Origin of the sequence: Brevibacterium sp. UBA7493 (genome assembly GCF_002479565.1) — a bacterium.
Lineage (GTDB): Bacteria > Actinomycetota > Actinomycetes > Actinomycetales > Brevibacteriaceae > Brevibacterium > Brevibacterium luteolum.
This window is the reverse complement of record NZ_DLOD01000006.1, coordinates 1-17,463: the sequence shown is the minus strand read 5'-3', so window position 1 is coordinate 17,463 and position 17,463 is coordinate 1. Positions and strand designations below refer to the sequence as shown.

Sequence of the window (17,463 nt, the reverse complement as noted above, 5' to 3'; positions counted from 1 at the left end):
ACAACCTCACGGGGAACTACAGCTAGGCTGGGTGCTGGCAATGACGCCGATGAGAGGACAGATCAGGTGAAGGAATACACGCCCGCGGAGCTCGTCGACCGCGGATCGGTCAAGTGGACGACATTCCCCGGAACGCTCGGAGCGTTCATCGCCGAGGCCGACTTCGGCACGGCACCCTGTGTGCACGATGCGCTCGAGGAGCTGACAGCCAAGGAGCTCTTCACCTACGCTCCGCAGGCGATGCACGCTGAGGCGCGCCAGGCCACGGCCGAGTTCCACGCCCGCCGCTACGGCTGGGACATCTCCCCCAATGACATCGACTTCGCCCCTGACGTCCTCTCGGCGCTGCTGGCCACGCTCGATCTGTTCTCGCCTGCACAGGCACCGGTCGTGCTGCTGACGCCGGCGTACATGCCGTTCTTCGTCGCTCCGGCCACCCGCGGCCGCGCCGTGCGTGAGGTGCCGCTCATCCGCACTGCCGATGCCTGGGAGATCGACTTCGAGGCTCTCGATGCCGCGCTGGAACCGGGTGCGGTGTTCCTGCACTGCAATCCGCACAACCCGGTCGGCAAGGTCTACACACGCCACGAGCATGAGCGGATCGCTGAGCTCATCGAGAAGAACGACGCGCGGGTGTTCTCCGATGAGATCCATGCCCCGCTCATCTTCGACGGCGCACAGCACACTCCCTACGCCACCGTGACCGAGGCGGCGGGCCGGCACACGATCACCGCAACCTCGTGTTCGAAGGCTTTCAATATCCCCGGGCTCAAGTGCGCGCAGGTGCTCTTCACCAACCCCGAGGACCGGGATGTCTACCGGGATCAGGCGCGTTTCGTCTCCGGTGCCGCAGCGAATCCGGGGCTGGTCGCCACCACAGCGGCCTACCGCGACGGCGATGAGTGGCTGGCCCAGTTCATCAACTACCTCGACGGCAACCGCACGCTCATGGCCGAGCTGGTCGAGAAGCATCTGCCGAAGGCGTCGTATCTCGTCCCGCAGGGCACCTACATCGCATGGCTGGACCTGCGTGCCTACGACATCGGCGAGGATGCCGCGGCGTTTCTGCGCGAGCACGCGAAGGTGGCGCTCACCAACGGCCAGGAGTGCGGTCGCGTCGGTGCTGGCTGTGTGCGCGTGAACATGGCGACCACCGCCCCGATCCTCACCGAGATCGTGGAGCGGGTTGCGCAGGCGTGTCAGCCGCGCTGATCGGCTCACCCCTGGGCACATATTCGATGAGATCAGCGCCGGAGGCCTGTTCGGCTGTCGCCTGCACGTCCTGGCGGTAGCGCCTTTCGAAGACGGCGCTGAGCCTGCCCATGAGCGCGCCGAGCTCGTGTTCGGGTCTCGGCTCATCGACGAGTTCGGCTGGCAGGTGCGGCAGCTGCATGAGCTCGGTTGAGGTGCGGTAGAAGACGTCGAAGAAGCGGTTGACGGGCACCTCTTCGCTTCGGGTTACGGTAGCGATGTCGGCTCTCAGTTCTGCGATGCGCTGCCAGGTATCGGCCAGCTGGAAGGCGATGGCGGCCATCTGCCTGGCCTCTGCCAGGTCGGCCGGAGTCAACCGGCCGGTCAGCACCCAGCCGTCCGATCCGATCTCCCCGACGGTCTTGAGCATGAGCTCGGCGGTGTCGGTCAGCCCGATGAGCACTCCGGGCCGCAGCAGCTGGAATTCGTGGTACCGGGCGGCGTAGAGCAGCCGGTCGCTCAGCCCGCGATCGGTTTCGGGGATCGAGTAGAACACGGCTCAGAAGTGCCCGTCGAACGGCGGGGGCTCAGAACAGCCGCGGATGGTGTTGAACCGGCGCACGAACGCGGGGGCCAGACGGTAGACCGTGTGCCGGCCGCGGCGTTCGGCCTGCAGGATCTCGCGGTCGTGCAGGCGTGTGATCTGGTTGCGGACGTTCGATGCACTCCAGCCGCGCTCAGTAAGCACTGCGGTGATGACGGTGCCGGGCACTGCGGCAGCGCTGAGGCTGCCGAACACGGAGACGACGTCGAAGCCGGCCCGGGTCACGCAATAGCGGTCATTCGCCACAGTTCTCCTCCGATTCGGGAGGTCTTGGTCACTTGCCCTTTCCTCACCCTACGGTGCAATCAACCGGAAATCGGGTATCTGAGGAGAAGAACTGCCATGGTGAAAGTCAGGCCCCAAAGCACAGACCTCAATCTACCGAGGCCAGCACGCCGGGGCCGTCGCGCTCCTGGCTGCCTCAATTGCTGCGGTCGTCGCGTTCGCCGTCTTCATGATCGTCGGCTTCGGCATCGAGCGCACTGTGTTCTGGATGCTGGGCCTGGGAATCCTGACCTTCGGCGGCACCTATGTCGGTACGTTCCTCGGGTGTGGCGGAATCGTCGACAGGTCTGCTGCCGCTCAGGATCCGGCAGCCCACCGTCCGGCGGCCGGCTGACTAGCAGGACATCCGGGCACGGTGTTCCCGGTTGCTGGTCTCAGTCCTCCAGCGGCACCGGGGTGATGCCGTAGGGCGCCAGTCCCGCTGCTCCCCCGTCGGGTGCGGTGAGCACCCAGATGCCCTTCGAGTGCCGGGCGACGGCGTGCTCCCAGTGCGAGGCGTGCGAGCCGTCCTTCGTCACGACGGTCCAGTCGTCGTCCAGCACCTCGGTGGCAGCTGAACCGGCGGTGAGCATCGGCTCGATGCACAGCACGAGTCCGGGCTTGATCTTGGGGCCGAGCTGCTTGGCTGCGTAGTTGAGCACTTCGGGCTCCATGTGCATCTGGGATCCGATGCCGTGGCCGGTGTACTCCATGATGAGACCGAAGCCACGCGAGCGCTGTGTGCCGAGCGATTCGCTCAGGGCGGCTGCGCTGCCGAGATCGTCGACGGTCTCCTCGATCGCGGCACCGATATCCCCGACGCGGGCGGCAGTGGCAAAGGCGGCGATGCCTGCCCACATGGATGCCTCGGTGACCCGGGAGAGCTCCCGGTCCTCGGCACTGGCAGCCTCTTCGCCCCCGACGAAGACCGTCATCGCAGAGTCGCCGTGGAATCCGCCGACGATCGCGCCCCCATCGATCGAGACGATGTCGCCGGCTTCGAGCACCCGGCCGCCGGGGATGCCGTGGACGATCTCCTCATTGACCGACACGCACAGCGTGCCGGGGAAGCCGTGATAGCCCTTGAAGTTCGAGCGCGCGCCGGCCTCGGCGATCGCGCGGGCACCGGCGGCGTCGACATCGGCGGTGGTGGCACCGGGCACACACGCCGCACGGGCGGCCTCCAGGGCCGCCCGTGTGACGAGACCAGCCTTGCGCATGGTCTTGATCTGTGCCGGGGTCTTGAGCTCCAGGCGCGGTCCGAACATCAGGTGTCGATGGCCTTGATGATGCGGTCGGTGATGGCGTCGACTTCGCCGAGTCCGTCGACCTGGCGCAGCAGGCCGCGCTCAGCGTAGATGTCAGTCAGCGGCTGGGTCTGCTCGGCGTAGACATCGAGGCGATGGCGGATGACGTCTTCGGTGTCGTCACTGCGGCCCTGCAGCTGGGCGCGGGCGAGCAGACGCTCGACGACCTCGTCGGTGTCGGCGGTGAGCTCGACGACGTGGTCGAGCTTCTCCCCCATGCCCTCGAGCATGCGGTCGAGTTCGGCGACCTGCGCCTCGGTGCGCGGGTAGCCGTCGAGCAGGAAGCCTGCCTTCGCATCATCCTGTCCGAGGCGGTCCTGGACCATCGAGTTGGTGACCTCGTCGGGCACGTACTCGCCAGCGTCCATGTACCGCTTGGCGGTCTTGCCGAGCTCGGTCTCTCCGGCGACGTTGGCGCGGAAGATGTCACCGGTCGAGATCGCCGGGATACCGAGCTTCTCGCTCAGCTTGGCGGCCTGGGTGCCTTTGCCGGCACCGGGCGGGCCGATGAGGATGATGCGTACGCTCATGTGCTTCCTTTCATAGGAGTGTGCCCCCATTCTACGACCGGCCAGCCGGCCGGTCCGGCGGCGGGGCACCTGGGCGCCCACCGCCTCGGGCACGGCAGCCCGGGCGGGCGCCGCAGCCCCGGCGGTCAGCGCAGGAGGCCCTCGTAGTGGCGCTGCTGCATCTGCGAGTCGATCTGCTTGACCGTCTCGAGGCCGACGCCGACGACGATGAGGATCGAGGTGCCGCCGAACGGGAAGTCCTGGTTCGCGCCGATGAGGACAAGCGCGATGAGCGGGATCATCGCGATGACCGCAAGGTAGAGCGAACCGGGGAAGGTGATGCGGGTGAGCACGTAGCTGAGGTAGCGCTCAGTCGGCTTGCCGGCGCGGATGCCGGGGATGAAGCCGCCGTACTTCTTCATGTTGTCGGCGACCTCTTCGGGGTTGAAGGTGATCGCGACGTAGAAGTAGGCGAAGAAGATGGTGAGCAGGAAGTAGATCGCCATGTACAGCGGGTGGTCACCGGAGGTGAAGTACTTGTTGATCCACTGCACCCACGGCGACTCCGGGTCGCCGAACTGGGAGATGAGGCTCGGCAGGTACAGCACCGAGGAGGCGAAGATGACCGGGATGACGCCGGCCTGGTTGACCTTGATCGGGATGTAGGTGGAGGTGCCGCCGAACATGCGGCGGCCGACCATGCGCTTGGCGTACTGGACCGGGATGCGGCGCTGGGACTGCTCGACGAAGACGACGAGGGTGACGATCGCCAGGCCGACCAGCAGCACGATGGCGAAGATGTCGATGCCTTGGGTGCGCAGGATGCCGCCGAAGGAGGCCGGGAAGCCGGCGGCCACGGCAGTGAAGATCATGAGCGACATGCCGTTGCCGACACCGCGCTCGGTGATCTGCTCACCCATCCACATGATGAGGCCGGTGCCGGCGGTCAGAGTGAGCACGATGATGCCGATGCCCCACCAGGTGTCGTTGACGATGAGGTTCTGGCAGGCTGCGACGTCGCCGAAGAGTGCGCCGGAGCGCACGGTCGTCACGAGTGTCGTGGCGTTGAGCAGGCCGAGGCCGATCGTCATGTAGCGGGTGTACTGGGTCAGTTTGGCCTGGCCGGAGGCGCCTTCCTTGTGGAGGGCCTCGAAGCGTGGGATGACGACGCGCAGCAGCTGGGTGATGATGCTGGCGGTGATGTAGGGCATGATGCCCAGCGCGAAGATCGACAGCTGCAGCAGCGCGCCGCCGCTGAAGAGGTTGATGAGCCCGAAGGCGCCCTGCGTCATCTGCGGGGAGGCAACGCATTCCTGCACCTGCCCGTAGTCGATGCCGGGGGCCGGGATGAAGACGCCGATGCGGTAGAGCACAACGATGCCGAGAGTGAAGAGGAGTTTGTTCCTCAGATCGGGCGTTTTGAAAGCCCGCCCAATTGCGCCGAGCAAGCGTCCTCCTGGGGATCTTCACCTCGGGCAGGCAGGCAGCGGTGGCTGCTCACGGGCCCGAGAATACGTTCAAGTCATTTAGTACCTGACCGACCTTATCAGGACTCGCCTGCCAGAGAGCAATCGGAAAGCGAGAATTTCGGCGCGGAGACAGGGCTCGGCTGCCGTGGCCGGAGACGACAAGAGGGAGGCCCGCACGGGGCGGACCTCCCTCTTCATCTCAGAGCGTGGCTCTTCAGACGGTGAGGACGGATCCTCAGCGCGTCGTGGTCGAGCCGCCGGCCGCTGCGATCTTCTCGGCTGCAGAGCCGGAGAACTTGTCAGCGGTGATGTTCACGGCCACGGAGATCTCTCCGGTGCCGAGCACCTTGACCGGCTGGTTGGCGCGCACTGCGCCCTTGGCGACGAGGTCTTCAACCGTCACGTCTCCGCCGTTGGGGAAGAGCGACGACAGCTTGTCGAGATTGACAACCTGGTAGTGAACCTTGTTCGGGTTCTTGAAGCCGCGCAGCTTCGGCAGGCGCATGTGCAGCGGGGTCTGTCCACCTTCGAAGCCGTGCGGCACCTGGTAGCGGGCCTTGGTGCCCTTGGTGCCGCGACCGGCGGTCTTGCCCTTCGACGCCTCACCGCGACCCACGCGGGTCTTGGCGGTGTTGGAGCCGGGAGCAGGACGCAGATGGTGGAGCTTGAGTGCCTTCTCATCTGCCATTTCAGTCCACCTCTTCACATGTGACCAGGTGGCGCACGGTGTTGACCATGCCGCGGACTTCCGGGCTGTCCTCACGCGTGACAGAATCGTTGATCCGCTTGAGACCGAGGGTCCGCAGCGTATCGCGCTGGTTCTGCTTGCCACCGATTGTCGATTTGACCTGGGTAATCTTCAGCTGTGCCATTACGCGTTCGCCCCGCTTTCAGCAGCCCGCAGCATGGCGTGCGGTGCAACTTCGTCGACCGGGAGTCCGCGGCGTGCTGCCACTTCCTCAGGACGCTCGAGGCCCTTGAGGGCTGCGATGGCCGCGTGCACGATGTTGATCGCGTTGGCCGAGCCCAGGGACTTCGAGAGGATGTCGTGGATGCCTGCGCAGTCGAGGACGGCGCGGACCGGACCACCGGCGATCACACCGGTACCTGGTGCGGCCGGACGCAGGAGGACGACGCCGGCGGCGTCTTCGCCCTGCACCGGGTGCGGGATGGTCTTCTGGATGCGCGGGACGCGGAAGAAGTTCTTCTTCGCCTCCTCGACACCCTTGGCAATGGCCGCGGGAACTTCCTTCGCCTTGCCGTAGCCCATGCCGACCATGCCGTCACCGTCGCCGACGACGACGAGAGCGGTGAACGAGAAACGACGTCCGCCCTTGACGACCTTCGACACACGGTTGATGGTCACGACGTGCTCGATGAACTGGTTCTTGTCGTCACGGTCTCCACGACCGCCGCGACGTCCGCCGCCTTCACCGCGACCACGACCGCGGCCACGGCCGCGCTGATCGTCCTGCTTCGGGGCGTTCTCGGTGCTGGTGACCTGCTGGTCCTTGTTCTCTTCAGTGCTCACAGGGACAGTCCTCCTTCACGGGCACCCTCGGCGATCGCTGCCACGCGACCGTGGTAGGCGTTGCCGCCACGGTCGAACACGACAGCCTCGATACCGGCTGCTTTCGCACGCTCGGCGACGAGTTCGCCAACCTTGCGAGCCTTTGCGGTCTTGTCGTCGCTCGATGCGCGCAGATCGGCTTCCATGGTCGAGGCCGAGGCGAGCGTCTTGCCGACGGAGTCGTCGACGACCTGGACGAACATGTGCCGCGACGAACGGTTCACGACGAGGCGCGGACGTTCGGCGGTGCCGGAGATGTGCTTGCGCAGGCGAGCGTGGCGGCGGGCACGAGCGGCAGCCTTGCCCTTGCCGTAGCTCTTCTTCATTCCGAAGGCCATGATTACTTACCAGCCTTTCCAACCTTGCGGCGAATCTGTTCGCCGGCGTAGCGCACGCCCTTGCCCTTGTAGGGCTCCGGCTTGCGCAGCTTGCGGATGTTCGCTGCGGTCTCTCCGACGAGCTGCTTGTCGATGCCGGTGACGGTCACCTTGTTCGATCCCTCGACCTGGAAGGTGATGCCCTCCGGCGGTTCGACGGTGATCGTGTGGCTGTAGCCGAGGGAGAACTCGAGGTTCTGGCCCTTGGCCTGCACACGGTAACCGGTGCCGACGATCTCGAGCTGCTTGGAGTAGCCCTCGGTGACGCCGATGATCTGATTGTTGATCAGGGTGCGGGTCAGGCCGTGCAGGGCACGGGACTCGCGCTCATCGTTGGGGCGCTCGACGGTCAGCGTGCCGTCGTCGAGCTTCACCGAGATAGGCTCCGGGATGGTGACCGAGAGGTTGCCCTTCGGTCCCTTGACGTCGAGCTCGGGGCCGTTGATGTTGACCTCAACACCAGACGGAACGGAGATCGGCTGCTTGCCAATACGTGACATTGCTTGCTCTCCTTCCCTTACCAGACGTAGGCGAGGACTTCTCCGCCCACGCCCTTCTTTGCGGCTTGCTTGTCAGTGAGCAGACCCGAGGAGGTCGACAGGATCGCGATGCCCAGACCACCGAGGACCTTCGGGAGGTTGGTGGACTTGGCGTAGACCCGCAGACCCGGCTTCGAGATGCGGCGCAGACCGGCGATCGAACGCTCACGGTTCGGACCGAACTTCAGGTCGAGCATGAGCTTCTTGCCGACCTCGGCGTCTTCGACGCTCCAGTCTGCGATGAAGCCCTCTGCCTTGAGGATCTCGGCGATGCTGGACTTCAGCTTGCTGTACGGCATGCTGACATCCTCGTGATACGCCGAGTTGGCGTTGCGCAGACGCGTAAGCATGTCTGCGACGGGATCAGTCATTGTCATGTGGGCTTCTGCCCTTCCTCGTTGCGGTTTCCTGCCGGGTGTCCGGCCGGACCTGCAACGTAGTGCTTAGTTGGTCTTGAACGGGAAGCCGAGGTGGCGGAGCAGCGCACGGCCTTCGTCGTCGGTCTTGGCGGTGGTGACAACCGTGATGTCCATGCCGCGCACGCGGTCGATGGCATCCTGGTTGATCTCGTGGAACATCGACTGCTCGGTCAGGCCGAACGTGTAGTTGCCGTTGCCGTCGAACTGGCGGTCCGAGAGCCCGCGGAAGTCGCGGATACGCGGCAGAGCCAGCGAGACGACGCGGTCGAGGAACTCCCACATGCGGGCGCCGCGCATGGTGACGTGTGCGCCGATGGGCTGTCCTTCACGCAGCTTGAACTGGGCGATCGACTTCTTGGCCTTCGTCACGACCGGCTTCTGACCGGTGATGAGGGTCAGGTCGCGGACCGCGCCTTCGATGAGCTTCGAGTCACGGGCGGCGTCTCCGACACCCATGTTGACGACGACCTTGGTCAGCGTCGGAACCTGCATCGGGTTGGCGTAGCCGAACTCGTCCTGCAGCTTTGCCACGATCTCTTCGCGGTAGACCTGCTTGAGACGCGGCAGGGGACGGTTCTGCACAGTGGTGTCAGTCATCAGATGTCCTCCCCGGTCCGGCGCGAGATGCGGACCCGCACGGTGCGCTTGCGACCATCGCGGTCAACGACCTCTTCGCGGTATCCCACGCGAGTCGGCTTGTTGTCCGTCGGGTCGACGAGCATGACGTTGGAAATGTGGATCGGCGCTTCGTGGATCTCGATGCCGCCGGCGGTTGCGCCCGAGGCGGTCTGTCCGGCGCGCTTGTGCTTGCTCACGCGGTTGACGCCTTCGACGAGGACACGGTTGGTGTCCGGGAAGACAGCCAGAACCTTGCCCTGCTTGCCGCGGTCGCCCCCGCGCTCCTGACGAGCACCCGAGATGACCTGGACGAGGTCGCCCTTCTTGATCTTGAGCTTGTTCGCCATACTCACAGCACCTCCGGAGCGAGCGAGATGATCTTCATGAACTTCTTGTCGCGCAGCTCGCGACCGACCGGTCCGAAGATACGGGTTCCACGGGGCTCGCCGTCGGTCTTGAGGATGACAGCTGCGTTCTCGTCGAACGAAATGTACGAGCCGTCGTTGCGACGGCGTTCCTTGCGGGTGCGGACGATGACGGCCTTGACCACATCGCCCTTCTTGACGTTGCCACCGGGAATAGCGTCCTTGACGGTGGCGACGATGGTGTCGCCGATTCCGGCGTAACGTCGACCTGAACCGCCGAGAATCCGGATGGCCAGGATCTCCTTGGCACCGGTGTTGTCGGCGACTTTGAGTCGCGACTCCTGCTGGATCACTTGTTCTCTCCTGTCGTCGCGTCGGTTCTCACCGATCTGATGAGCCTGACGGAACGTCTGTTTACTTGATGTCCGCCCCAAGCCCGGTGGCCGCCGCGGATAAGGCGGGACCGGGAGGGTGATGGGGCTTCAGCTGAGCTGGACGCCCGCCGAGGCACCGGGTAAACCGGTGCCTCGACGAGCAAACCACACCATCTTACTTGGCGCGCTCGATGATTTCAACGAGACGCCAGCGCTTGGTGGCTGACAGCGGACGGGTCTCGGCAATGCGGACGAGGTCGCCGATGCCGGCGGTGTTGTCCTCGTCGTGTGCCTTGAGCTTGCTCGTCGTGCGCATGATCTTGCCGTAGAGGCGGTGCATCTTGCGGTCTTCGACCTCGACGACGATGGTCTTGTTCATCTTGTCCGAAACGACGTAGCCGCGAGCGGTCTTGCGCGACCCGCGTTCCGGAGCGGCTTCAGCCTGTGCCGGCTGAGTCTTCTGCTCGGCCATTACTTATCCTCTTCCTTGGCAGCTGCCGGGTTCGAGCGGATCTCGAGCTCGCGCTCACGCAACACGGTGTAGATCCGTGCGATGTCGCGCCGGACGGCCTTGAGGCGTCCGTGGCTTTCGAGCTGACCAGTGGCGGACTGGAACCGGAGGTTGAACAGTTCGGCCTTGGCCTTCTTCAGTTCTTCGACAAGACGGTCATTGTCGAAGCCGTCGAGGGCGTCCATGTTGAGTTCCTTGGAACCGATCGCCATTGTCATTCACCACCTTCACGCGACACGATGCGAGCCTTGAGCGGAAGCTTGTGGATGGCCAGGCGCAGGGCCTCGCGTGCCACTTCTTCCGAAACGCCGGCGATCTCAAACATGATGCGACCCGGCTTGACGTTTGCAACCCACCACTCCGGAGAGCCCTTACCGGAACCCATACGGGTTTCGGCCGGCTTCTTGGTCAGCGGGCGGTCCGGGTAGATGTTGATCCAGACCTTGCCGCCACGCTTGATGTGACGGGTCATGGCGATACGCGCAGCCTCGATCTGACGGTTGGTGACGTAGGCCGGCTCGAGAGCCTGGATGCCGTAGTCACCGAACGCCACGGTCGTGCCGCCGGTCGCCAGTCCACGCCGCTTGGGGTGGTGCTGCTTGCGGTATTTCACTCGGCGAGGGATCAGCATGATCAGCCCTCCGATCCGGCCTGTGCAGCCGGAGCTGCGTCGGCAGTGTTGTCGTTCTTCTTCTGCTGGGCGTCGTTGCGACGTTCGCCGCCGCGACCGCGACCGCCGCGTCCACCGCGACCGCCGCGTCCACCGCGTCCTCCGCGGGGGCTCGGCTGTGCAGCTTCCTGTGCGGCGAGCTCCTTGTCGGTCATGTCGCCCTTGTAGATCCAGACCTTCACGCCGATGCGGCCGAAGGTGGTGTGCGCTTCGTACAGGCCGAAGTCGATGTTCGCGCGCAGGGTGTGCAGCGGCACACGGCCTTCGCGGTAGAACTCCGAACGGCTCATCTCAGCACCGCCGAGGCGGCCCGAGCACTGCACGCGGATGCCCTTGGCGCCAGCGCGCTGTGCCGACTGGATCGCCTTGCGCATTGCGCGGCGGAAGGCCACGCGGCTGGCGAGCTGCTCGGCAACGCCCTGGGCGACGAGCTGTGCGTCGATCTCGGGGTTCTTGACCTCGAGGATGTTGAGCTGGATCTGCTTGCCGGTCAGCTTCTCGAGCTTGCCGCGGATGCGGTCGGCTTCCGCGCCGCGACGCCCGATGACGATGCCCGGGCGGGCGGTGTGGATGTCGACGCGCACACGGTCTCGGGTGCGCTCGATGTTGACCTTCGAGATGCCGGCGCGCTCGAGTCCATCGGAGAGCATCGCGCGGATCTTGACGTCTTCACCGACGTAGTCCTTGTAGCGCTGACCCGGTTTGGTCGAGTCGGCGAACCACTTGGACTTGTGGTCGGTGGTGATTCCGAGACGGAATCCATTGGGATTGATCTTCTGGCCCATCAGCGGTCTTCCTTCCGTCCGTCAGCGCTGGCGTCATCACCGGATGCGAGCACCACGGTGATGTGGCTGGTGCGCTTGTTGATGCGACCGGCGCGCCCCTGGGCACGCGGGCGGAACCGCTTCATGATCGGTCCTTCATCTACGAATGCTTCGGAGATGACCAGGTCGTCTTCGTTGAAGGCCTCACCGAGCTTGTCTGCCTTGACACGCGCATTGGCGATGCCGGAGGAGACCAGCTTGTAGATCGGTTCGGAGGCCGACTGCTCTGCAAACTTCAGCACCGCGAGGGCTTCGGTCGCCTGCTGACCACGAATGAGGTCAACGACGCGCCGAGCCTTCTGAGGCGTGACACGCAGGTAGCGTGCTTTCGCCGTGGCTTCCATCGTTTCCTTCTTTCTCTCTGCCGATCGTCAGGCAGCGCCTCAGCGGCGCTTGCCCTTCCGATCGTCCTTGTCGTGGCCGCGGAACGTCCGCGTCGGGGCGAATTCGCCGAGCTTGTGCCCGACCATGGATTCGGTGATGAACACCGGAACGTGCTTGCGTCCGTCGTGCACGGCGATCGTGTGTCCCAGGAAGTCCGGGATGATCATCGAGCGACGGGACCACGTCTTGATGACGTTCTTGGTGCCCTTTTCGTTCTGAGCATCAACCTTCTTGAAGAGGTGCTCGTCAACGAAGGGGCCCTTTTTCAGACTACGAGGCATGTTTCAGGCTCCCTATCAACGCTTCTTGCCGGTACGGCGGCGACGCACGATGAGCTTGTCGCTTTCCTTGTTGGGGCGGCGGGTACGGCCTTCCGGCTGACCCCACGGGCTGACCGGGTGACGGCCACCGGAGGTCTTGCCCTCGCCACCACCATGCGGGTGGTCCACCGGGTTCATGACGACACCGCGGACGGTCGGGCGCTTGCCCTTCCACCGCATACGGCCGGCCTTGCCCCAGCTGATGTTGGACTGCTCGGCGTTGCCGACCTCGCCGACCGTGGCACGGCAGCGGGCGTCGACGTTGCGGATTTCGCCCGACGGCATACGCAGCTGAGCGTAGGGGCCGTACTTGGCGACGAGCTGAACCGATGCGCCGGCGGAGCGGGCGATCTTCGCACCGCCGCCCGGACGCAGCTCGACTGCGTGGACCACGGTACCGACCGGGATGTTGCGCAGTGCGAGGTTGTTGCCCGGCTTGATGTCAGCCGACGGTCCGGCTTCGATGCGGTCGTTCTGCTTGAGCTTGTCCGGGGCGATGATGTAGCGCTTCTCCCCGTCTGCGTAGTGCAGCAGCGCGATGCGAGCCGTGCGGTTCGGATCGTATTCGATGTGCGCAACACGTGCCGGCACGCCGTCCTTGTCATGGCGACGGAAGTCGATGACACGGTACTGGCGCTTGTGGCCTCCGCCCTGGTGGCGGGTCGTGATGCGTCCCTGGCTGTTGCGTCCGCCCTTCTTGGGCAGCGGACGCAGAAGCGACTTCTCCGGCGTAGACCGGGTCACTTCTACAAAGTCGGCGACCGATGAGCCGCGGCGGCCCGGGGTCGTCGGCTTGTGCTTACGGATTCCCATGAGTCTCTATCCTTCTTCAGGTCTGACCGCTCTTAGAGCGATCCGCCGAAAATGTCGATCGAACCTTCCTTGAGGGCGACGATGGCACGCTTGGTGTCATTGCGCTTGCCCCAGCCGGTGCGGGTGCGGCGGCGCTTGCCCTCACGGTTGAGGGTGTTCACCGATGCCACCTTGACACCGAAGATCGATTCGATTGCGTACTTGATCTCAGTCTTGTTCGAACGCGGGTCCACCAGGAAGGTGTACTTGCCTTCGTCCATCAGCGCGTAGGTCTTCTCAGACACGACGGGCGCGATGATGATGTCGCGTGGGTCCTTGAACGTGACGCTCATTTGGCTTCCTCCTCACCGGACTCAGCCGTGGTCTTCTTAGCGGCCGACATGTCGAGGAAGCGCTGCAGAGCGGCTTCGGTGAAGACGATGTCGTCAGCCATGAGGACGTCGTAGGTGTTGAGCTGTTCGGCAGTGAGCACGTGAACCTTGGGCAGGTTGCGCACGCTGCGCTCGGTGAGGTCATCACCGCGCTCGATCACCACGAGCTTGTTCGGCCGTGTCGAGATGTTCTCCAGGGCTGCGCGTGCCTGCTTCGTCGAGGGCTTCTCACCGTCGACGAGAGCGCTGACCACGAAGATCTGGTCGAGGCGGGCGCGGTCGGACAGGGCGCCGCGCAGGGCAGCGGCCTTCATCTTCTTGGGGGTGCGCTGCGAGTAGTCACGCGGCACCGGGCCGTGGACGATGCCGCCGCCGGCGTACTGCGGTGCGCGGATCGAACCCTGGCGGGCGTTGCCGGTGCCCTTCTGGCGGTACGGCTTGCGGCCGCCGCCGCGCACTTCAGCACGGGTCTTGGTCTTGTGGGTGCCCTGACGTGCGGCAGCCATCTGAGCCACCACAACCTGGTGGATGAGCGGCACATTGGTCTGGATGCCGAAGACTGCTGCGGGCAGCTCAGCGGATCCGGACTTCTTGCCGGCGGCGTCGAGGACGTCGATGGTCTTGGTTTCAGTCATCTCTCTCAGGCCTCCTTCGCTGCGGAGCGAACGAGCACGACTGCTCCCTTGGGGCCGGGGACGGCGCCCTTGATGAGGAGCAGGTTGTTGTCGGTGTCGACAGCGTGGATCGTCAGGTTCTGGGTGGTGCGGCGCACATTGCCCATGCGTCCGGCCATCCGCATGCCCTTGAAGACGCGACCTGGGGTAGCAGCCCCGCCGATCGAGCCGGCCTTGCGGTGGTTGCGGTGCTGGCCGTGCGAGGCTCCGACACCGGCGAAGTTGTGGCGCTTCATGACACCAGCGGTGCCCTTGCCCTTGCTGGTGGCAGTCACGTCGACCTTGGCGCCGGCCTCGAACACGTCGATGCCCAGCTCCTGGCCGAGTTCATACTCAGCAGCATCGGAGGTGCGCAGTTCGACCAGGTGGCGACGCGGAGCGACACCGGCCTTCTCGAAGTGGCCGGAGGTCGGCTTGTCGACCTTGCGCGGGTCGATCTCACCGAAGCCGAGCTGGACGGCCGAGTAGCCGTCGACGTCTTCGCTGCGGATCTGGGTGACGACGTTGGCGTCAGCCTTGACCACAGTGACCGGAACAAGGTTGGCGTTTTCGTCCCACACCTGGGTCATGCCGAGCTTGGTGCCCATGAGGCCCTTGACGGCACGTGTGGTGGGGAGCGGCTGTGAACGGGTGTTGGCCATTACTCCCCCTTAGAGCTTGATCTCGATGTTGACGTCATCGGCAAGGTCGAGGCGCATGAGCGAATCGACGGCCTTCGGCGTCGGGTCAACGATGTCGATGAGGCGCTTGTGGGTGCGCATCTCGAAGTGCTCGCGGCTGTCCTTGTACTTATGCGGCGAACGGATGACGCAGTACACGTTCTTCTCCGTCGGCAGCGGCACTGGGCCCACAACCGTAGCTCCCGCGCGCGTCACAGTGTCCACGATCTTGCGTGCTGCACTGTCGATGACGGCGTGGTCGTACGACTTGAGCCGAATGCGGATCTTCTGTCCCGCCATGGCTTCGTCTCTTTCTGTTGGTCCTCCGGCCATCAACCATGGTCCGTACGGATCGCATGGTCTGCGCCGGCTTGCTGTGACCGACCCCCGAGGTCGGGCGTGTCGTCTTTGCCTTCCGGCTGAACGTACGCGCATTCATCAAATGGCTGCCCGGTGCAAGCGAACCCGGATCATCCAGATTCTTCCGGTCGATTCTGGGCTGTTCGCGGCACAGCGGCCGCAGTGCAGGGGTCATCTGCCCAAAACGCAACTTGTCTATACTGTCACAGCCGCTCACCGGGAGGCAAATCGGGCACCCTACCACACCGGGCAGCGCCGCGTGAGCTTCCGCACGCAGGCGCGTCACACCTCGGGCGCGGACAGCGAAGCGCACCCGGCACGATACCGGGTGCGCTCACGTGTTGGCAGCCGAGGCCGGCTGCAGGTCAGTTCGAGACGATCGAGCCCTCTTCGGACTGCGCGCGCTCGAGTGCGCGCTTGCGCTGCTCCTCGACGCGCTTGCTGATCTCGCGGGCGCGGTCCTCATCGCGGGTGAGGTTCTCGCCTGTCTCGGGGTTGAAGACCATGACATCAGCCGGGTCGAACCACAGCTCGACGTCATCGCCCTCACGGACCTGCGAGCTCGGTTCGAGCGCGGCGACGACCTGCGGGCGCATGCCCTCGCCGTCGAGGTCGCGGTCGAGTTCGTCGAGTGCCTCCTGCACCTCGGGCTTGGGCTCAAAGGGCAGGTAGGCGTAGATCTCGTTGCCCAGCCATTCGGTGACGTCGACCTTCGCGGTGATGACGGCACCGCGGTCGCGCTCATCGGCGTCCATGAGGGTGGCATCGCGGAAGGCCTCAGGCCGGATGCCGGCGATGAGCAGCTGCGGGGCATCCTTCAGGCCCTTGGCCCGCTTGCCCGGCAGCTCGAAGTCGCCGAACGGCGAGCTGAGGCGGCCGTCGACGTACTCGACGGGCAGGAAGTTCATCGACGGGGAGCCGATGAAGCCGGCGACGAAGAGATTGAGCGGCTCGCGGTAGAGCTCCTGCGGGCTGGCGTACTGCTGGAGTGCGCCGCGCTTGAGGACGGCGACCTTGTCGCCGAGCGTCATCGCCTCGGTCTGGTCGTGGGTGACGTAGACGGTGGTGACGCCGAGCTGGCGCTGCATGCGCGCGATCTCCGTGCGCATCTGGCCGCGCAGCTTCGCATCGAGGTTCGACAGCGGCTCATCGAACAGGAACGCCTTGGCATCGCGGACGATCGCCCGGCCCATCGCCACACGCTGGCGCTGGCCGCCGGAGAGGTTGGCCGGCTTGCGCTGCAGGTGCTCGCCGAGTTCGAGCATCTTCGCCGCGCGCTCGACGCGCGCGCTCACATCGTTCTCGTCGTAGTGCTCCTTGTTCAGCCGCAGCGGGAAGGCGATGTTCTCGTACACCGTCAGGTGCGGGTACAGGGCGTAGTTCTGGAACACCATCGACAGGTCGCGGTCGCGCGGCGGCAGGTCGTTGACCCGCTTGCCGTCGATGAACAGGTCGCCTTCGGTGATGTCCTCCAGGCCGACGATCATCCGCAGCAGGGTCGACTTGCCGGAGCCGGAGGGGCCGACGAGGATGACGAACTCGCCGTTGTCGATGCTCAGCGACACGTCGTTGACGGCCGGGAAGCCGTCGCCGTAGCGCTTGACGATGTTCTTGAGTTCGATTTCAGCCATCTTGATCTCCTGAATGGGGTGCCGAAGCTGTGTGTGCCGCGCGGTCGCCGGCCGCTGCCGAGGTGGTGGTGCGGGTCATCCCTTCACCGCACCCGAGGTCAGGCCTGAGACGATCTGGCGCTGGAAGACGAGGACGATGATGATGACCGGGATGGTCACGACGATCGCGGCCGCGGCGATCGCACCGGCCGGCTCCTCGAACTGGCTGGCGCCGGTGAAGAACGACAGCGCCGCCGGGACCGGGCGGGCCGCTGAGGTCGAGGTCAGCGAGATGCCGTAGAGGAAGTCGTTCCAGGCGATGAAGAAGGCGATGATCGCTGTGGTGAACACGCCGGGGGCAGCCAGTGGGACGATGACCTTGCGGAAGGCCTGGAAAGACTTCGCACCGTCGACCTGGGCGGCCTGCTCGAGTTCCCACGGGATCTGCTGGAAGAACGAGGTCAGCGTCCAGATCGAGATCGGCAGGGTCAGCGACAGGTACGGGATGATGAGGCCCAGCCAGGTGTCGTAGAGCCCGACGACCGACCACAGGTTGAACAGCGGTGTGACGAGCGAGATGACCGGGAAGACCGTGACGGCCAGTGACATGTAGAGGACGAACCGCTTGCCGGGGAACTCCAGCCGGGCGATCGCGTAGGCG

Annotated in this window: 29 protein-coding genes; 2 read left to right on the top strand and 27 right to left on the bottom strand. The window is 65.0% G+C overall.

Annotated elements, in window-relative coordinates:
- Positions 1-1,212: MalY/PatB family protein (locus B4E96_RS04675; protein ID WP_349680640.1), on the top strand; the 1,212-nt coding region annotated here is incomplete at its 5' end.
- On the opposite strand, the gene B4E96_RS04670 is transcribed toward B4E96_RS04675, so the two are convergent.
- Positions 1,166-1,747, bottom strand: a complete 582-nt coding sequence (locus B4E96_RS04670; protein ID WP_286956576.1) for a hypothetical protein — start codon at positions 1,745-1,747, stop codon at positions 1,166-1,168. The two genes, B4E96_RS04675 and B4E96_RS04670, sit on opposite strands and share 47 nt — an antisense overlap.
- A 3-nt stretch (positions 1,748-1,750) precedes the next feature.
- Complete coding sequence (locus tag B4E96_RS04665; protein WP_286956575.1) at positions 1,751-2,041, bottom strand: BlaI/MecI/CopY family transcriptional regulator; 291 nt, start codon at positions 2,039-2,041, stop codon at positions 1,751-1,753.
- A 208-nt stretch (positions 2,042-2,249) separates the two neighbouring features.
- On the opposite strand from B4E96_RS04665, the gene B4E96_RS04660 reads away from it, so the two are divergent.
- Positions 2,250-2,414 (top strand): hypothetical protein, encoded by a 165-nt coding sequence (locus tag B4E96_RS04660; protein WP_286956574.1) that lies wholly within the window; start codon positions 2,250-2,252, stop codon positions 2,412-2,414.
- Positions 2,415-2,454: 40 nt separating this feature from the next.
- Here B4E96_RS04660 and map read toward each other — a convergent pair whose 3' ends face one another.
- From map to B4E96_RS04535, 25 genes are all read right to left on the bottom strand, one after another.
- Positions 2,455-3,330: a type I methionyl aminopeptidase gene (map, locus tag B4E96_RS04655; protein WP_286956577.1), complete on the bottom strand. Its 876-nt coding sequence runs from the start codon at positions 3,328-3,330 to the stop codon at positions 2,455-2,457.
- Positions 3,327-3,896 (bottom strand): adenylate kinase, encoded by a 570-nt coding sequence (locus B4E96_RS04650; protein WP_102161522.1) that lies wholly within the window; start codon positions 3,894-3,896, stop codon positions 3,327-3,329. Before B4E96_RS04650 ends, map begins: the two co-directional genes overlap by 4 nt.
- Before the next feature lie 125 nt (positions 3,897-4,021).
- Positions 4,022-5,323 carry a preprotein translocase subunit SecY gene (gene secY, locus B4E96_RS04645; RefSeq protein WP_102161520.1) on the bottom strand — a complete coding sequence of 434 codons (1,302 nt, stop codon included), beginning with the start codon at positions 5,321-5,323 and terminating at the stop codon, positions 4,022-4,024.
- A 256-nt stretch (positions 5,324-5,579) separates the two neighbouring features.
- Entirely contained in the window at positions 5,580-6,032 is a 453-nt protein-coding gene (gene rplO / locus B4E96_RS04640; protein ID WP_102161519.1) for a 50S ribosomal protein L15, read from the bottom strand.
- A gap of 1 nt (position 6,033) precedes the next feature.
- Positions 6,034-6,216, bottom strand: coding sequence for a 50S ribosomal protein L30 (rpmD, locus tag B4E96_RS04635; RefSeq protein ID WP_102161517.1), 183 nt, complete (start codon positions 6,214-6,216; stop codon positions 6,034-6,036).
- Positions 6,216-6,875: a 30S ribosomal protein S5 gene (gene rpsE, locus B4E96_RS04630; RefSeq protein ID WP_102161515.1), complete on the bottom strand. Its 660-nt coding sequence runs from the start codon at positions 6,873-6,875 to the stop codon at positions 6,216-6,218. Before rpsE ends, rpmD begins: the two co-directional genes overlap by 1 nt.
- Positions 6,872-7,252 carry a 50S ribosomal protein L18 gene (gene rplR, locus B4E96_RS04625; RefSeq protein WP_102161513.1) on the bottom strand — a complete coding sequence of 127 codons (381 nt, stop codon included), beginning with the start codon at positions 7,250-7,252 and terminating at the stop codon, positions 6,872-6,874. Before rplR ends, rpsE begins: the two co-directional genes overlap by 4 nt.
- 2 nt (positions 7,253-7,254) lie before the next feature.
- Positions 7,255-7,791 (bottom strand): 50S ribosomal protein L6, encoded by a 537-nt coding sequence (gene rplF, locus B4E96_RS04620; protein WP_165884688.1) that lies wholly within the window; start codon positions 7,789-7,791, stop codon positions 7,255-7,257.
- A 17-nt stretch (positions 7,792-7,808) separates the two neighbouring features.
- A complete protein-coding gene (rpsH, locus tag B4E96_RS04615) occupies positions 7,809-8,207 on the bottom strand; it encodes a 30S ribosomal protein S8 (protein ID WP_102161510.1) in 399 nt (132 codons plus the stop codon).
- A gap of 66 nt (positions 8,208-8,273) precedes the next feature.
- On the bottom strand, positions 8,274-8,846 hold the full coding sequence (rplE, locus tag B4E96_RS04610; protein WP_102161509.1) for a 50S ribosomal protein L5: 573 nt from the start codon (positions 8,844-8,846) through the stop codon (positions 8,274-8,276).
- On the bottom strand, positions 8,846-9,214 hold the full coding sequence (gene rplX, locus B4E96_RS04605) for a 50S ribosomal protein L24 (protein ID WP_102161507.1): 369 nt from the start codon (positions 9,212-9,214) through the stop codon (positions 8,846-8,848). The genes rplE and rplX overlap by 1 nt, the downstream gene beginning before the upstream one ends.
- A gap of 2 nt (positions 9,215-9,216) precedes the next feature.
- Positions 9,217-9,585 carry a 50S ribosomal protein L14 gene (gene rplN / locus B4E96_RS04600; protein ID WP_102161506.1) on the bottom strand — a complete coding sequence of 123 codons (369 nt, stop codon included), beginning with the start codon at positions 9,583-9,585 and terminating at the stop codon, positions 9,217-9,219.
- Between the two features lie 196 nt (positions 9,586-9,781).
- Complete coding sequence (rpsQ, locus tag B4E96_RS04595; RefSeq protein WP_102161504.1) at positions 9,782-10,078, bottom strand: 30S ribosomal protein S17; 297 nt, start codon at positions 10,076-10,078, stop codon at positions 9,782-9,784.
- Positions 10,078-10,329, bottom strand: coding sequence for a 50S ribosomal protein L29 (gene rpmC, locus B4E96_RS04590; protein WP_102161503.1), 252 nt, complete (start codon positions 10,327-10,329; stop codon positions 10,078-10,080). The genes rpsQ and rpmC overlap by 1 nt, the downstream gene beginning before the upstream one ends.
- Positions 10,330-10,331: 2 nt before the next feature.
- Complete coding sequence (gene rplP / locus B4E96_RS04585; protein WP_102161500.1) at positions 10,332-10,748, bottom strand: 50S ribosomal protein L16; 417 nt, start codon at positions 10,746-10,748, stop codon at positions 10,332-10,334.
- A gap of 2 nt (positions 10,749-10,750) precedes the next feature.
- Entirely contained in the window at positions 10,751-11,572 is an 822-nt protein-coding gene (gene rpsC / locus B4E96_RS04580; protein WP_102161498.1) for a 30S ribosomal protein S3, read from the bottom strand.
- The gene (rplV, locus tag B4E96_RS04575; RefSeq protein ID WP_102161496.1) at positions 11,572-11,955 is read right to left on the bottom strand and encodes a 50S ribosomal protein L22; all 384 of its coding nucleotides are present in this window, start codon (positions 11,953-11,955) and stop codon (positions 11,572-11,574) included. Before rplV ends, rpsC begins: the two co-directional genes overlap by 1 nt.
- Positions 11,956-11,994: 39 nt before the next feature.
- Complete coding sequence (gene rpsS, locus B4E96_RS04570) at positions 11,995-12,276, bottom strand: 30S ribosomal protein S19 (protein WP_102161493.1); 282 nt, start codon at positions 12,274-12,276, stop codon at positions 11,995-11,997.
- Between the two features lie 15 nt (positions 12,277-12,291).
- Complete coding sequence (gene rplB / locus B4E96_RS04565) at positions 12,292-13,128, bottom strand: 50S ribosomal protein L2 (protein WP_102161491.1); 837 nt, start codon at positions 13,126-13,128, stop codon at positions 12,292-12,294.
- 32 nt (positions 13,129-13,160) lie between these two features.
- On the bottom strand, positions 13,161-13,460 hold the full coding sequence (rplW, locus tag B4E96_RS04560) for a 50S ribosomal protein L23 (RefSeq protein ID WP_102161489.1): 300 nt from the start codon (positions 13,458-13,460) through the stop codon (positions 13,161-13,163).
- Entirely contained in the window at positions 13,457-14,134 is a 678-nt protein-coding gene (gene rplD / locus B4E96_RS04555; protein WP_102161487.1) for a 50S ribosomal protein L4, read from the bottom strand. Before rplD ends, rplW begins: the two co-directional genes overlap by 4 nt.
- Before the next feature lie 5 nt (positions 14,135-14,139).
- Complete coding sequence (gene rplC / locus B4E96_RS04550; RefSeq protein ID WP_102161485.1) at positions 14,140-14,814, bottom strand: 50S ribosomal protein L3; 675 nt, start codon at positions 14,812-14,814, stop codon at positions 14,140-14,142.
- 9 nt (positions 14,815-14,823) lie between these two features.
- A complete protein-coding gene (gene rpsJ, locus B4E96_RS04545; protein WP_009379191.1) occupies positions 14,824-15,132 on the bottom strand; it encodes a 30S ribosomal protein S10 in 309 nt (102 codons plus the stop codon).
- Between the two features lie 425 nt (positions 15,133-15,557).
- Positions 15,558-16,823, bottom strand: coding sequence for an ABC transporter ATP-binding protein (locus tag B4E96_RS04540; protein ID WP_286956567.1), 1,266 nt, complete (start codon positions 16,821-16,823; stop codon positions 15,558-15,560).
- Positions 16,824-16,898: 75 nt separating this feature from the next.
- The coding region (locus B4E96_RS04535) for a carbohydrate ABC transporter permease (protein WP_286956565.1) at positions 16,899-17,463 on the bottom strand (565 nt) is incomplete at its 5' end.

Bases quoted from the DNA above. Each gene is read 5' to 3' on its own strand.
- rpmD (WP_102161517.1), bottom strand. From the start codon at position 6,216: ATGGCACAGCTGAAGATTACCCAGGTCAAATCGACAATCGGTGGCAAG.
- B4E96_RS04650 (WP_102161522.1), bottom strand. From the start codon at position 3,896: ATGAGCGTACGCATCATCCTCATCGGCCCGCCCGGTGCCGGCAAAGGC.
- rpsQ (WP_102161504.1), bottom strand. From the start codon at position 10,078: ATGGCCGAGCAGAAGACTCAGCCGGCACAGGCTGAAGCCGCTCCGGAA.
- rplP (WP_102161500.1), bottom strand. From the start codon at position 10,748: ATGCTGATCCCTCGCCGAGTGAAATACCGCAAGCAGCACCACCCCAAG.
- B4E96_RS04540 (WP_286956567.1), bottom strand. From the start codon at position 16,823: ATGGCTGAAATCGAACTCAAGAACATCGTCAAGCGCTACGGCGACGGC.
- rplO (WP_102161519.1), bottom strand. From the start codon at position 6,032: ATGGCAGATGAGAAGGCACTCAAGCTCCACCATCTGCGTCCTGCTCCC.
- rpsS (WP_102161493.1), bottom strand. From the start codon at position 12,276: ATGCCTCGTAGTCTGAAAAAGGGCCCCTTCGTTGACGAGCACCTCTTC.
- rplD (WP_102161487.1), bottom strand. From the start codon at position 14,134: ATGACTGAAACCAAGACCATCGACGTCCTCGACGCCGCCGGCAAGAAG.
- rplW (WP_102161489.1), bottom strand. From the start codon at position 13,460: ATGAGCGTCACGTTCAAGGACCCACGCGACATCATCATCGCGCCCGTC.
- rplR (WP_102161513.1), bottom strand. From the start codon at position 7,252: ATGGCCTTCGGAATGAAGAAGAGCTACGGCAAGGGCAAGGCTGCCGCT.
- rplB (WP_102161491.1), bottom strand. From the start codon at position 13,128: ATGGGAATCCGTAAGCACAAGCCGACGACCCCGGGCCGCCGCGGCTCA.
- rpsC (WP_102161498.1), bottom strand. From the start codon at position 11,572: ATGGGCCAGAAGATCAATCCCAATGGATTCCGTCTCGGAATCACCACC.
- rplX (WP_102161507.1), bottom strand. From the start codon at position 9,214: ATGGCGAACAAGCTCAAGATCAAGAAGGGCGACCTCGTCCAGGTCATC.
- rplE (WP_102161509.1), bottom strand. From the start codon at position 8,846: ATGACTGACACCACTGTGCAGAACCGTCCCCTGCCGCGTCTCAAGCAG.
- rpsJ (WP_009379191.1), bottom strand. From the start codon at position 15,132: ATGGCGGGACAGAAGATCCGCATTCGGCTCAAGTCGTACGACCACGCC.
- rplF (WP_165884688.1), bottom strand. From the start codon at position 7,791: ATGTCACGTATTGGCAAGCAGCCGATCTCCGTTCCGTCTGGTGTTGAG.
- rplC (WP_102161485.1), bottom strand. From the start codon at position 14,814: ATGGCCAACACCCGTTCACAGCCGCTCCCCACCACACGTGCCGTCAAG.
- B4E96_RS04660 (WP_286956574.1), top strand. From the start codon at position 2,250: ATGATCGTCGGCTTCGGCATCGAGCGCACTGTGTTCTGGATGCTGGGC.
- rplV (WP_102161496.1), bottom strand. From the start codon at position 11,955: ATGGAAGCCACGGCGAAAGCACGCTACCTGCGTGTCACGCCTCAGAAG.
- rpmC (WP_102161503.1), bottom strand. From the start codon at position 10,329: ATGGCGATCGGTTCCAAGGAACTCAACATGGACGCCCTCGACGGCTTC.
- rpsH (WP_102161510.1), bottom strand. From the start codon at position 8,207: ATGACAATGACTGATCCCGTCGCAGACATGCTTACGCGTCTGCGCAAC.